The 13274-nt window shown below is 71.4% G+C and carries 11 protein-coding genes; 8 read left to right on the top strand and 3 right to left on the bottom strand.

The genetic code is table 11. From position 1 onward, the window contains the following. The first annotated feature begins 69 nt into the window (after positions 1 to 69). The 3 genes from ACZ7M3_RS06280 (at position 70) to nudC (ending at position 6153) form a co-directional block, all read left to right on the top strand. Positions 70 to 3660 (top strand): UvrD-helicase domain-containing protein, encoded by a 3591-nt coding sequence (locus ACZ7M3_RS06280; protein ID WP_472061224.1) that lies wholly within the window; start codon positions 70 to 72, stop codon positions 3658 to 3660. 10 nt (positions 3661 to 3670) lie between these two features. Then, positions 3671 to 5083, top strand: coding sequence for a dipeptidase (locus tag ACZ7M3_RS06275; RefSeq protein ID WP_472061222.1), 1413 nt, complete (start codon positions 3671 to 3673; stop codon positions 5081 to 5083). Between the two features lie 119 nt (positions 5084 to 5202). Continuing rightward, a complete protein-coding gene (nudC, locus tag ACZ7M3_RS06270; RefSeq protein WP_179436442.1) occupies positions 5203 to 6153 on the top strand; it encodes an NAD(+) diphosphatase in 951 nt (316 codons plus the stop codon). 129 nt (positions 6154 to 6282) lie between these two features. On the opposite strand, the gene ACZ7M3_RS06265 is transcribed toward nudC, so the two are convergent. After that, complete coding sequence (locus ACZ7M3_RS06265) at positions 6283 to 6525, bottom strand: mycoredoxin (protein WP_054228181.1); 243 nt, start codon at positions 6523 to 6525, stop codon at positions 6283 to 6285. A 226-nt stretch (positions 6526 to 6751) separates the two neighbouring features. On the opposite strand from ACZ7M3_RS06265, the gene ACZ7M3_RS06260 reads away from it, so the two are divergent. From ACZ7M3_RS06260 to ACZ7M3_RS06240, 5 genes are all read left to right on the top strand, one after another. Next, entirely contained in the window at positions 6752 to 8947 is a 2196-nt protein-coding gene (locus tag ACZ7M3_RS06260) for an ATP-dependent DNA helicase UvrD2 (RefSeq protein WP_388395104.1), read from the top strand. A gap of 164 nt (positions 8948 to 9111) precedes the next feature. Then, entirely contained in the window at positions 9112 to 9435 is a 324-nt protein-coding gene (locus tag ACZ7M3_RS06255; protein WP_179436441.1) for a hypothetical protein, read from the top strand. A gap of 175 nt (positions 9436 to 9610) precedes the next feature. Then, a complete protein-coding gene (locus ACZ7M3_RS06250; RefSeq protein ID WP_095852703.1) occupies positions 9611 to 9979 on the top strand; it encodes a WhiB family transcriptional regulator in 369 nt (122 codons plus the stop codon). After that, positions 9976 to 10299 carry a hypothetical protein gene (locus ACZ7M3_RS06245; RefSeq protein ID WP_054228177.1) on the top strand — a complete coding sequence of 108 codons (324 nt, stop codon included), beginning with the start codon at positions 9976 to 9978 and terminating at the stop codon, positions 10297 to 10299. The genes ACZ7M3_RS06250 and ACZ7M3_RS06245 overlap by 4 nt, the downstream gene beginning before the upstream one ends. Positions 10300 to 10417: 118 nt before the next feature. Then, positions 10418 to 10642, top strand: coding sequence for a hypothetical protein (locus ACZ7M3_RS06240; protein WP_388395101.1), 225 nt, complete (start codon positions 10418 to 10420; stop codon positions 10640 to 10642). A gap of 40 nt (positions 10643 to 10682) precedes the next feature. Here the strand turns inward: ACZ7M3_RS06240 and ACZ7M3_RS06235 are convergent, their stop codons facing one another. Together ACZ7M3_RS06235 and ACZ7M3_RS06230 are read right to left on the bottom strand one after the other, a co-directional pair. Continuing rightward, a complete protein-coding gene (locus ACZ7M3_RS06235) occupies positions 10683 to 12059 on the bottom strand; it encodes an ABC1 kinase family protein (RefSeq protein ID WP_472061219.1) in 1377 nt (458 codons plus the stop codon). After that, entirely contained in the window at positions 12052 to 13233 is a 1182-nt protein-coding gene (locus ACZ7M3_RS06230) for a TOMM precursor leader peptide-binding protein (RefSeq protein WP_472061217.1), read from the bottom strand. The genes ACZ7M3_RS06235 and ACZ7M3_RS06230 overlap by 8 nt, the downstream gene beginning before the upstream one ends. Positions 13234 to 13274 lie beyond the last annotated feature (41 nt).

Here is a 13274-nt window from a genome sequence, read left to right as displayed (position 1 = left end):
CCAGCACTTCTTCCGTCCCGGCGGCCGATGTGGCCTCCGCTGTCAGTGGGCGCCGCTAGCCTCTCCGACATGCCCGCCCGCATCACCGACCCCGAGCAGCTCAAGGAGCTCCTCGGCATCCCGTTCACCCCGGAGCAGACGGTCTGCATCACCGCACCGCCCGCCCCGCAGGTGATCGTGGCCGGAGCCGGATCGGGCAAGACCACGGTGATGGCGGCACGCGTGGTGTGGCTCGTCGGCACCGGACAGGTCGCCCCCGAGCAGGTCCTCGGTCTCACGTTCACCAACAAGGCGGCGGGCGAACTCGCCGAGCGCGTTCGCAAGGCGCTGATCAAGGCCGGAGTCACCGACCCGGACGTGATCGACCCCGACAACCCGCCGGGCGAGCCGGTGATCTCCACCTACCACGCCTTCGCGGGCCGCCTGCTGACCGACCACGGTCTGCGCATCGGACTCGAACCGACCTCCCGCCTGCTCGCCGACGCCACCCGCTACCAGCTCGCCGCCCGCGTACTGCGCGAGGCCCCGGGACCGTACCCGGCGCTGACCCGCTCCTTCCCGGACCTCGTCGGCGACCTCCTCACACTCGACTCCGAGCTCGCCGAACACCTCGTACGGCCCGAGGACCTGCGCGCCTACGACGCCGAGCTGCTGCGCTCCCTGGAGGGCGCCAAACTCACCAACGCCGACCTGAGGAAGGTCCCCGAGGCGGCCGCGGCTCGGCGTGAACTGGCCGAGCTGGTGGGCCGCTACCGGTCGGCCAAGCGCGAGCGCGACCTCCTCGACTTCGGCGACCAGATCGCCCTCTCGGCCACCCTGGCCCGCACCCGCCCCGAGGTCGGGGAGATCCTCCGCGACGAGTTCCGGGTGGTGCTGCTGGACGAGTACCAGGACACCTCGGTGGCCCAGCGCATCCTGCTCGCCGGACTCTTCGGCGGCGGCACCGGCCACCCCGTGACCGCGGTCGGCGACCCCTGCCAGGCCATCTACGGCTGGCGCGGCGCCTCCGTCGCCAACCTCGACGACTTCCCCGAACACTTCGCACACGCCGACGGCCGCCCCGCGGCCCGCCAGGCGCTCAGCGAGAACCGTCGCAGCGGCGGCCGCCTCCTCGACCTCGCCAACGGCCTCGCGGAGCCCCTGCGCGCCATGCACGCGGGCGTGGAGGCCCTGCGCCCGGCCCCAGGAGCCGAGCACGACGGCCAGGTCCGCTGCGCGCTGCTGCGCACCCACGCCGAGGAGATCGACTGGCTCGCCGATTCGATCGCCCACCTGGTACGCACCGGAAAGGCGCCCGGCGAGATCGCCGTGCTGTGCCGTACGGCGGGCGACTTCGCCGAGATCCAGGGCGCGCTCGTCGCCCGGGACATCCCGGTCGAGGTGGTGGGCCTCTCCGGGCTGCTGCACCTGCCCGAGGTCGCCGACCTCGTCGCCGTCTGCGAAGTCCTCCAGGATCCCGGGGCGAACGCCTCCCTGGTCCGCCTGCTCACCGGCCCCCGCTGGCGGATCGGCCCGCGCGACCTCGCCCTCCTGGGGCGGCGCGCCCGCCTGCTCGTGTCCCACGGGCGCGTGGGCGCCGACGAGGACCCGGACCGCCGGCTCGCCGCGGCCGTGGAGGGGGTCGACCCGGCCGAGGTGATATCGCTCGCCGACGCCCTCGACACGTTCCTGGAGATGCCCATCGAGGCCGAAGGGGACGACGACGGGCTGCCCTTCTCGCCGGACGCGCGGGTGCGGTTCGCGCGGCTCGCCGCAGAGCTGCGTGACCTGCGCCGCTCGCTCGCCGACCCCCTGATGGACGTCCTGCACCGGGTGCTCGCCGTCACCGGCCTCGAGGTCGAGCTCTCCGCGTCCCCGCACGCGCTGGCCGCCCGCCGCCGAGAGACCCTGTCGAACTTCCTCGACGTCGCCGCGTCCTTCGCCGCGGGCGACGGCGAGGCCACGCTGCTGGCCTTCCTCGGCTTCCTGCGCACCGCCGCCCAGTACGAGAAGGGCCTCGACAACGCCCTGCCCGGCGGCGAGAACACCGTAAAGGTGCTCACCGCGCACAAGTCCAAGGGCCTGGAGTGGGACGTCGTCGCGGTCCCCGGACTCGTCACCGGCACCTTTCCCAGCGCCCAGGGCCGCGAGAAGTGGACCGCCCAGGGCAAGGTCCTGCCGCACGAACTGCGCGGCGACGCCGACACGCTCCCCGAGATCGCGACCTGGGACGCCAAGGGCATCAAGGCCTTCCACGAGGCCATGAAGGACCACCAGCACACCGAAGAGCTCCGCCTCGGCTACGTCACCTTCACCCGCCCCCGCTCGCTCCTGCTCGGTTCCGGCCACTGGTGGGGCCCCTCCCAGAAGAAGCCGCGCGGCCCCTCGGACTTCCTCGACGCCCTCTACGAGCACTGCGCCGCCGGACACGGCGAGATCGAGGTCTGGGCCGAGGAGCCCGCCGAGGACGAGGAGAACCCCGCCCTGCGCGAGGCGGCCGCCGACCACGCGTGGCCACTCCCGCTCGACGACGCGGCACTGGCCCGGCGCCGCGCCGCCGCCGAGACCGTGCTCGCCCACCTGGAGCGTGTGGCGTCCCACGACGAGCCCCACCCCGGGGCGGAGGGAGCCCGGCACGCGGCCGGCCACGACCCCACCTCGTACGACGATCCGGACTGGCCACCCCCGCCCGAGGACGACGACCCCGCGTACGACGACATGCCCTACGGGGACGACGACCTCCCCGACGACGCCCTCCCCGACGGGGACGACTCCGACTGGGACTCCTGGTCGACCGACCGCCCCGAGGACCTGCCGACGCGACCCGCGCAGGGCCGCCCGACGGTCCCGCACCAGGCACCGGCTCCGGGGGCTCGCCCGCACCCCGCGACACCGCACCCCGCGACACCGCGCCTTGAGGAACCCGCGCACCTCACCCCGGAGGAGGCCCGCACCCTCGCCTCCTGGGACCGCGACCTCGACGCCCTGACCGGAGAGCTCCTGCGTGCCCGCGCGAGCGTCACCGACGTCCCCCTGCCGGCCTCGCTCACCGTGACGCAGCTCATGCGCCTGGCCGCCGACCCGGACGGCTTCGCGCAGGAACTCGCACGCCCCATGCCACGCCCCCCACAGCCCGCCGCGCGCCGCGGAACACGCTTCCACGCCTGGCTGGAGTCCCGCTTCGAAGAGCTGCGGCTGCCGATGCTGGAACCGGAGGACCTCCCCGGCAGCGACGCCGAGATCGCTGACGAACGCGATCTGGAGGAGCTCAAGGACGCCTTCGAACGCACTCCCTACGCGTACCGCACCCCTCACCGCGTCGAGGCACCGTTCCAGCTCGCCATCGCTGGACGCGTCGTACGGGGCCGGATCGACGCCGTCTACCGGGCGGAGGACGACGCCGGCCCGACGTACGAGATCGTCGACTGGAAGACCAGCCGCACCGGCACCGCCGACCCCCTCCAGCTCGCCCTGTACCGCCTCGCCTGGGCCGAACAGCAAGGCGTGCCCCTGGAGTCCGTCAAGGCCGCGTTCCTTTACGTCCGCAGCGGTGAGGTGGTCCACCCGGACGAGCTCCCGGACCGCGCGGCATTGGAACGACTGCTCACACAGGACCCGGCGGACCCACAGGAAGCGTCTGTCGGGGATCCGCCGGACGAACACGCCTCGGTGGGCGGATAGGCTCGTGAGCATGAGCAAGCCCGTTGACAACGCCGTCAGCACCGTCCGCACGTACATCCAGAACCACCGCACGGCCTTCCTCGACGACCTCGCGGAGTGGCTGCGCATCCCTTCGGTGTCGGCCCAGCCCGACCACGCCGCGGACGTGGCACGCAGCGCCGACTGGCTCGCCGCCAAGTTGCAGGAGACCGGCTTCCCGACCACCGAGGTATGGGCGACCGAGGGCGCCCCCGCCGTCTTCGCCGAGTGGCCCGCCGAGGACCCCGGGGCTCCCACGGTTCTCGTCTACGGACATCACGACGTGCAGCCCGCAGCCCGCGAGGACGGCTGGGACACCGACCCCTTCGAACCGGTGATCCGCGGAAACCGCCTCCACGCGCGCGGCGCCGCCGACGACAAGGGCCAAGTGTTCTTCCACACACTCGGCGTCCGCGCCCATCTCGCCGCCACCGGGCGCGGCGCACCGGCCGTGAACCTCAAGCTCCTGATCGAGGGCGAGGAGGAGTCCGGCTCCCCGCACTTCCGCGACCTCGTCGAAAGCCACGCCGACCGGCTCTCCGCCGACGCGGTGATCGTCTCCGACACCGGCATGTGGTCCGAGGACACCCCCACCGTGTGCACCGGCATGCGCGGCCTCGCCGAGTGCGAGATCGAGCTGTACGGGCCGCGGCAGGACATCCACTCCGGCTCCTTCGGCGGTGCCGTGCCCAACCCGGCCACCGCCGCCGCCCGCCTTGTCGCGGCCCTCCACGACGAGCACGCGCGCGTAGCCGTCCCCGGCTTCTACGAAGGCATCACCGAACTCACCGAACGCGAGCGTGAGCTCTTCGCCGAACTGCCCTTCGACGAGGAGCGCTGGCTGAGCACGGCCAAGTCGACGGCCACCTACGGAGAGGCCGGACACACCACCCTGGAGCGCATCTGGGCCCGCCCCACCGCCGAGGTCAACGGCATCGGCGGCGGCTACCAAGGCCCCGGCAGCAAGACGATCATCCCGTCCTCGGCCACCGTGAAACTCTCGTTCCGGCTGGTGGCGGGCCAGGACGCGGACCACATCGAGAAGGCGGTCCGCGCCTGGGCCGCCGACCGGCTGCCCGCCGGCATCCGGCACGAGATCACGTTCGGCGCCGCCACCCGCCCCTGCCTCACACCGCTGGACCACCCCGCCCTGCAGTCCGTCGTACGCGCCATGGGCCGCGCCTTCGAGCAGCCGATCCGTTTCACCCGCGAGGGTGGTTCGGGACCCGCGGCCGACCTCCAGGAAGTCCTCGGCGCCCCCGTGCTCTTCCTGGGCATCTCCGTCCCCTCCGACGGCTGGCACGCCCCCAACGAGAAGGTCGAACTCGACCTCCTCATGAAGGGCGTCGAAACCAGCGCCTACCTGTGGGGCGACCTGGCCGAGAACTGGCGCGAGGCACACTGAAAGAGCCCGTCTCCACCCCTCCTGAAAAGACCGTCCCCACCCCGAACAGCGCCCTTCGCACCCGCCCTGCTGAACCGCCCGCCGAAATAACCGTTCCACCGGGGGAGTTGGAAGCACCCGTGACCACCTGGACCGACCGAACCGCCGACCGTCCCATCTCGCTCACCGCCCCGAGCGGCATCGACCGGGCCGCCCACCACCGGCTCGACGAGGCCTGGCTCGCGGCGGCCTGGAGCCACCCCACCACCCGCGTCTTCGTGGTCTCCGGCGGTCAGGTGCTCATCGACGAGACGGCGGACGGCACCACCGAACTCGTCATGACCCCCTCCTTCGAGGCCCCGCTCACCGAGGCGCACCGCTACTTCCTCGGCACGGACGACGACGGTGTGAGCTATTTCGCACTCCAGAAGGACGCACTGCCCGGCCGCATCGACCAGTCCGCCCGCTCGGCGGGCCTGCGCGAGGCGGGCCTCCTGCTCTCACCCCGCGACGCGGGTCTGATGGTGCACGCCGTAGCCCTGGAGAACTGGCAGCGGCTGCACCGCTTCTGCTCACGCTGCGGCGAGCGCACCGTGATCGCGGCGGCCGGGCACATCCGCCGCTGCCCCGCCTGCGGCGCCGAGCACTACCCGCGCACCGACCCGGCCGTGATCATGGCGGTGACGGACGACGAGGACCGCATCCTGCTCGGCCGCCAGGTGCACTGGCCCGAGGGCCGCTTCTCCACGCTGGCCGGCTTCGTCGAACCCGGCGAGTCCATCGAGCAGTCCGTGCGCCGCGAGGTCTTCGAGGAGGCGGGCGTCACGGTCGGCGAGGTCGAGTACGTCGCCAGCCAGCCCTGGCCGTTCCCCTCCAGCCTCATGCTCGGCTTCATGGCCCGCGCCACCTCGTCCGAGATCAACGTCGACGGCGAGGAGATCCACGAGGCCCGCTGGTTCTCCCGCGAGGACCTGCGCACCGCCTTCGAGTCCGGCGAGGTACTGCCTCCGTTCGGCATCTCCATCGCCGCCCGCCTGATCGAACTCTGGTACGGCAAGCCCCTGCCGCGCCCGGGAGCGGTAGCCGCCTGACCGACTCGCACCACACCACTCGCGCGAGTGGCGCAAGTCACACAACAGGGGCGGTCCTTGAGTCAGACTCAAGGACCGCCCCTGTTGCTGCCCGCGGCAACCGCCGGGGGCGCACCGATGGTGAACCGCTTACGCGCCGATCTTCTGCTTGACCTGCGCCAGCGAAGGGTTGGTGAGCGTCGAGCCGTCCGCGAACAGCACGGTCGGAACCGTCTGGTTTCCGCCATTCGCCTTCTCCACGAAGGCCGCGGACTCCGGGTCCTGCTCGATGTTGATCTCGTTGTACGCGATGCCCGCGCGGTCCATCTGGCCCTTCAGTCGCGTGCAGTAGCCGCACCACGTGGTGCTGTACATCGTCACAGTGCCCGGCATGTGTCTCGCGCTCCTTTGCTGCTGGGGGTGCGTTGTCGCAGAGGTGGAACGTACGCGAGCGAGCCACCATTCCCGCTCCCGGGTACCCCGGCCCGGTACACGAGTGCACCTCGCGGCAGACGGGTGAGCAAGAGCACGCCCAGCGCCTGCCGCATTAGTACGACTGCAAGTGCCTCGCTGTGGACAACCGGCTCATGCGTCCCCGCCGACCTGGCAGCATGGCGGGGTGACAGCAGCAACGCACTCCACCCTCTTCCCGCAGGCACCGGACACGGCCGACGCGGTGCTCGACGGGCTCGACCCCGAGCAGCGCGAGGTCGCCACCGCCCTGCACGGTCCGGTGTGCGTGCTGGCAGGCGCCGGCACGGGCAAGACGCGAGCGATCACCCACCGCATCGCCTACGGGGTGCGTGCCGGGATCCTCCAGCCCTCCAGTGTGCTCGCCGTCACCTTCACCAACAGGGCCGCGGGCGAGATGCGCGGCCGGCTCCGCCAGCTCGGCGCCGGTGGTGTCCAGGCGCGTACGTTCCACTCCGCCGCGCTGCGCCAACTCCAGTACTTCTGGCCGAAAGCGGTCGGCGGCGGCCTGCCCCGGCTCATCGACCGCAAGATCCAGCTCGTCGCCGACGCGGCGGCCGCCTGCCGCATCCGCCTCGACCGGGGCGAGCTGCGCGACGTCACGGCCGAGATCGAATGGTCCAAGGTCACCCAGACCGTCCCCGCCGACTACGCGGCAGCCGCGGCCAAGACCGGCCGTCTCTCGCCCCGCGACCCGGCCGAGATCGCCCAGCTCTACGCCACGTACGAGGACCTCAAGCGCGACCGCGCCGTCATCGACTTCGAGGACGTCCTGCTGCTGACCGTCGCGATCCTCCAGGACCGTCACGACATCGCCGAGCAGGTCCGCTCCCAGTACCAGCACTTCGTGGTCGACGAGTACCAGGACGTCAGCCCCCTCCAGCAGCGCCTCCTGGAACTGTGGCTCGGCGAGCGCGACAGCCTCTGCGTCGTCGGCGACGCCAGCCAGACGATCTATTCGTTCACCGGTGCAACTCCCGACCACCTGCTCGACTTCCGCACCCGCCACCCCGGGGCCACCGTCGTCAAGCTCGTCCGCGACTATCGCTCCTCACCCCAAGTGGTGCACCTCGCCAACGGCCTGCTCTCCCAGGCCCGCGGCCGGGCCGCCGACCACCGCCTGGAACTGATCTCTCAGCGTGCCCCGGGCCCCGAGCCCGTCTACGCCGAATACACGGACGAACCCGCCGAGGCCGAGGGCGCCGCCCGCCGCATCCGCGACCTCGTCGCCTCCGGCATCCCCGCGGGCGAGATCGCCATCCTCTTCCGCACGAACTCCCAGTCCGAGATCTACGAACAGGCCCTCGCCGACGCCGGAGTGCCCTACCAGCTGCGTGGCGCCGAGCGGTTCTTCGACCGCCCTGAGGTGCGCAAAGCAGGTGCCGCCCTGCGCGCGGCCGCCCGCTTCGGCGCCAACGACTCCCTCCTCGACGACGCCGTCGACCTGCCCTCCCAGGTCCGAGCTGTGCTCTCCGGCGAGGGCTGGACCAGCCAACCCCCGGCCGGATCCGGCGCCGTCAGAGAGCGCTGGGAGTCACTGGCCGCCCTCGTCCATCTCGCCCAGGACTTCGCCGCCGCCAAACACGGCGCCACCCTCGGTGACCTGGTGGCCGAGCTCGACGAGCGCGCGAGTGCCCAGCACGCCCCGACCGTCCAGGGCGTCACCCTCGCCTCCCTGCACTCCGCCAAGGGACTGGAGTGGGACGTCGTCTTCCTGGTCGGCGTCGCGGAGGGCATGATGCCGATCACCTACGCAAAGACCGATGAGCAGATCGAGGAAGAACGCCGACTCCTCTACGTCGGAGTCACCCGCGCCAGAGAACACCTCCTCGTCTCATGGGCCCTGTCCCGCTCACCCGGCGGCAGACCCAACCGCCGGCCCAGCCGCTTCCTCGACGGGCTGCGCCCCGGCTCCGTAGCCACCGCGGGCCGCAGCGCCGGCGGCGGTCCAGGAGGCATCGAGCGCGGCATCGGAAGCAGCGGAGGCACGGTCGTACGGCGGACCAGCCGGACCCCGGCCCGCTGTCGGGTCTGCGGGCGCACGCTGACCGACGCCGGCGAGATGAAACTGATGCGTTGTGAGGACTGCCCCTCCGACATGGACGAAGGCCTCTACGAGCGGCTGCGGGAGTGGCGGGCGGTACAGGCGCAGCGCAGTGGGCAGCCCGCGTTCTGCGTCTTCACCGACAAGACACTCATGGCGATCGCCGAGGCCGCGCCGGACGACGAGGGCGAGTTGGCGCGGATCCCAGGAGTCGGCGTGCGCAAGTTCAACCGGTTCGGGGCCGATGTTCTGGCCATCTGTGCTGGTCAGGAGCCTGCGGAGGGCGGCGAGGGTGACTGATGCAAACTCGTCGAAAAAATAGTTTGCGCATGCCCCAGCAATCCCCATAGGTTCTTAACCACGGCAGCAGCGGCCTTCTCCGAGGCCCTGGTTCCGTGCTCTACTTAATAGCCGTCGGACTGGCTCACCCCAGTCCCCCAAGACGCCGAGAGGAGGCGATTCCAGTGATCAGCATCAACATCAGCTCCATCAGCACCGCCAAAATGACCGATCGCTCGGTCGTCTCCCCGTGCCTGCTCGGCGTCTCGAACCTGGGCACCGGTCTGTCCGGCATCGCTGCCGTCCGGCCGGCCTCCCCTCTGTCTCTCGCGGTTCTTCCCATCCGTGAGCGCAATGAGCGACCGATGAAGGCACTGGAAGCGGCAGTAGTGGCAGAGGCCCAGGCCTATGCCTTTGCGGCAGCCGGTGCCGGATCGCTGAAGCAGACGAAGCAGCACCACACGATGTGGGCCTTCCGTGGGCCTGAACCCTGGAGTGATCCAGCCTGATCTTCGATCAGGCCGGCGCCTTCAGGGCCGCGGAACCCCACCCGGGATCCGCGGCCCTTCTGTTTGTCCCCGACCGGGGACGGCAGAGCGAAGGGGCCTCGGGACAAGAAAAGAACCCGGTACCAGCCGCCAACCGGCCAACCCGGCCGGCACGACCAGACGAGGAAGACCAACCGTGCAACTCGAAGCGCACGCCCCGTCCGTACCGCCTTCCGAAACGATCCCCCCGCCCGGCCTCACGGAGGACCCCACCTTGATCCCGCTCACTGCGCTCACCGCGCTCGACGACGCCATCGAGAACCTCGGCGTACCCGTCCCCTGCCGCTCCTACGACCCGGAGGTCTTCTTCGCCGAGTCGCCGGCCGACGTCGAGTACGCCAAGTCCCTCTGCCGTACCTGCCCGCTGATCGAGGCCTGCCTCGCCGGCGCCAAGGAGCGGCGCGAGCCCTGGGGTGTCTGGGGCGGCGAGCTCTTCGTCCAGGGTGTTGTCGTGGCCCGCAAGCGGCCGCGTGGCCGCCCGCGCAAGAACCCGGTTGCGGCATGAACACCGTAGGAACGATCGATCGCCCCCTGACGCACGACCCCAAGAAACAGGCCCCGATGAAGCCGTCCACCAGCGAGCCCGCAGGCTCCGCCATCCCAGACTTCACCACCACCGGCGCGAACGACTCGCGTCAGAACAGGACCCGCGAGATGCAACTCATCCCAGAAGCCCTGGCTCGTGCGCATATGCACGAGCGACTGCACGAGGCCGAGCGGGAACGCCTGGCCGTGCGCCTGGCCTCCGCCCGTCGGATGCAGCGTCGGGCCGAGCGCGCCTCCATGCGCGCCCGGCGCGCGCTGGCCATGGCGGTCATGCACTAGCCGAAGGCAGTCGCTGCAGTACCAGTAGGCAACTCCTCGCGGGGGTCGGTCCGAACGGACCGGCCCCCGCGGTGCGTTGTGCCGGGCGAACCGCCGACCACGGCGCTATCGTCGCCGAGTGACGAGTCTTCCCGGGGACAGTGACAGCACCGGCTCCATGCCGCGGCCCGACACGGCCGAGGCCCGACACATCGTGTGCGCCCGCTGCGGCACCCCGGCCGACGGCCCTCCGCTGACGTGGACCTGCTCCATGGAGAACGGCAGCCGCCACTACTTCTGCGACAACTGCGCCCGCAGCAACCTCAGGGCGATCGAGGGACGGCTGGACTCGGCCTGGTGGTAGGCCACGCCCGGGTGAGCCCGCCGGCCGAAGGCGGCCCGAGTCATGCTCCGGCCGCTGATCCCTCCTCGTCCAGCAGCTCCTCCGTCGGGTCCTCTCCCGGTACGAAACCCGGCAGCCACTCCTCCAGTTCGTCGCGCAGCCGCACCGTCGCGCCCAGCTGGCACAGGACTCCGATGGTGCTCAAAGTCACACGGTGTATCAGGAGATATGACGGTGGCAGGTTGAGGAGCCTGCCCAACTGATGTGCGGGGGAACGGGGGTCGGCGATGCGGGCGGCCTGACTGCGCATCCAGCCGCGGGTGAACGTGAACTCGTCGACCTGGGCCGGTTCGATGATCGGCAGGAGATAGTCCAGGACCGCGTCGGGTTCGAGCTCTATGGACTCCTTGACGAAGCCCTCCTCACGCAGCAGCTCGTAGACCGCTTCGGCCTCGCCCTCGAGAGTCATCCGGAGGGAGTAGCCGATCGTCGAGGGCAGACCGCCGGGGAGACGGTCGACCGTGCCGAAGTCCAGGACGCCCAGCCGCCAGCCGCCCTTCTCGTCCGGCAGGAGACGGAAGTTGCCCGGGTGCGGATCGGCGTGCAGCAGTCCGGTGCGGGCGGGACCCGAGAAGAGGAACCGGGCCAGCAGCTGGCCCGCACGGTCCCGCTGCTCCTGGGTGCCCTCGGCGATCACCTCCGACAGCGGTATCCCGTCGATCCACTCGGTCACCAGGACCTGGTCGCACTGGTGGACCACCGCCGGGACGAGCACGTCCGGATCGCCCGCGAACTCCGTGGCATGCGTCTGTTGGGCCTCTGCCTCCAGCGCGTAGTCGAGCTCCTCGGACACCCGGTCGCGCAGCTCCGCGATGAGCGGCTTGATGTCCATGCCGGGGATCAGGGGACCCAGGAGCCTGGCGAATCGGCTGAGCTGGGTCAGATCGGACAGCAGGGCCTCGCCCGCCCCCGGGTACTGCACCTTGACGGCGACCTCGCGTCCGTCGTGCCACACCGCCCGGTGCACCTGGCCGATCGAGGCCGCCGCGGACGGCTTGTCCTCGAACTTCTGGAACAGCTCGGACCAGTCCTCGCCGAGGCGCTCCCGCAGAACGGAATGCACCGTGCGCGTCGGCATCGGCGGCGCCGCCTCCTGGAGCTTCGTCAGCGCCGCGCGATAGGGTCCCGCGACCTCCTCGGGCAGTGCCGACTCGAAGACGGACAGGGCTTGTCCGAACTTCATGGCACCCCCCTTCAGCTCGCCGAGGACCTTGAAGAGCTGCTCCGCCGTGCGCTGCTGCAGCTCGCGGCCGACGATCTCCGCGGACTTCCCGCCGATCCTCTTGCCCAGCCCCCAGGTCGCTCGCCCGGCGAAGCCGAGCGGTAGTGCGGCGAGTTTGGCAGTTCGGGTGACTGCCTTCCGGGGAAGATCAGACATGCGCCCTCCAAGTCCCAGACAGCCGTGCCGCGTGCGGCTGTTGCCCCGCCATTGTCTCGTGCGGCTGCCCGTCCTCGGCGGCGCGCTCCCCCTTCTTACTTTTCTCCGCCGCGCCGCACGGGCATGCGGGATGCGACCACACCGGCTTCGCATGCCAGTCGAAGCCCGGCACGGAGCACTCCCAGCGTGCCCCGGCGCTGGAGGGAAGCCGTCCGTCGAGGAAGGCGAGGGCGTGTCCCGCCGCGAGTCCGGCGACCCCGGTAGCCAGCGCGAGGTCGCATGCCGGGACCTGGTGCGAGGCGCCGGAGCGCCACTGGGCGATCAGGCGTGGCCAGGTCGGGTCCCGGTCGATGCGCTGCTGGTCCAGGCAGCCCGCGCAGCCGGTGTCGCCGGGCAGCACCAAGGGGCCGACGATACCCGTTCCCTCCACGACCCCCGCGTAGAGATGGGGGGTGCCGGAGGTGATCAGGGGCTCGACGACGGCGGGATCGGGGGCGTGCACCGCCAGGCCGTCCCGGGGCGCGAGGATCACCAGGGAGAGACCGAGCTCCTCGCCTTCGGCAGCGGGCCGTGGTGGCCGATCCGGTGCCGCTCGGCGCACCGCGCGCCGGGCGGCTTCCTCCCGGCGCTCGCCGATGGACGCCGACGGCAGTCCGCCCGGTGCCACGTCCCAGGGTTCGACGCTGCCGATGTCGCGCACCTCGACCTGGCCGACGCCGGCGCCGGCCAGGAGGGAGGCCAGGACGACTCCCACCCGGCCGGCGCCCCTCACCTGCACCCGCAGGGAGCGGCGGGCGGCCAGATGCTTCAGGGCGTCACCCGGCGCGCGGGCGACGAGGGACAGGGACGCGAGGTCGGGGCGGAGCCGGTCCAGGACCGCCTTCTTCTCGCGCAGGGCGTCCGCGGCCCGGCCGCCGCCCGTCGCGTCGTCCAGCAGACCCGAGCGGGCCAGTCGCTCCACAAGCGCGTCGACATGACCGTCGGGCAGGCCCATCGCGCGACCCTCGTCGCGGAGGAGCGGCAGCCCGCGTGTTCCGTTGAGCAGGTCGAGAAAGCTGCCTGTCGCCGTGTCCACCGGGCCCAGCACCATCGCGTGGGCGGGCGCCATCCCGAACTGCACGGTGTTGAGATCCCGCCAGCCGCGCCGCAGCGCGGGCTTCACCATCGGATGCATGACCGACCCCCGTACCCGTAGAGCATCCCCGTGTGTCGGCG

It is taken from the genome of Streptomyces sp. NPDC111656, assembly GCF_055656965.1.
The sequence above is the reverse complement of the archived record's forward strand: the minus strand, read 5'-3'. Positions and strand labels throughout refer to the sequence as shown.

What these genes read in the sequence shown, in the direction of transcription:
- ACZ7M3_RS06275 (WP_472061222.1), top strand. Translation starts at nt 3,671, where the DNA reads ATGAGCAAGCCCGTTGACAACGCCGTCAGCACCGTCCGCACGTACATC.
- ACZ7M3_RS06235 (WP_472061219.1), bottom strand. Translation starts at nt 12,059, where the DNA reads ATGTCTGATCTTCCCCGGAAGGCAGTCACCCGAACTGCCAAACTCGCC.
- ACZ7M3_RS06280 (WP_472061224.1), top strand. Translation starts at nt 70, where the DNA reads ATGCCCGCCCGCATCACCGACCCCGAGCAGCTCAAGGAGCTCCTCGGC.
- ACZ7M3_RS06230 (WP_472061217.1), bottom strand. Translation starts at nt 13,233, where the DNA reads ATGCATCCGATGGTGAAGCCCGCGCTGCGGCGCGGCTGGCGGGATCTC.
- ACZ7M3_RS06265 (WP_054228181.1), bottom strand. Translation starts at nt 6,525, where the DNA reads ATGCCGGGCACTGTGACGATGTACAGCACCACGTGGTGCGGCTACTGC.
- ACZ7M3_RS06245 (WP_054228177.1), top strand. Translation starts at nt 9,976, where the DNA reads ATGAACACCGTAGGAACGATCGATCGCCCCCTGACGCACGACCCCAAG.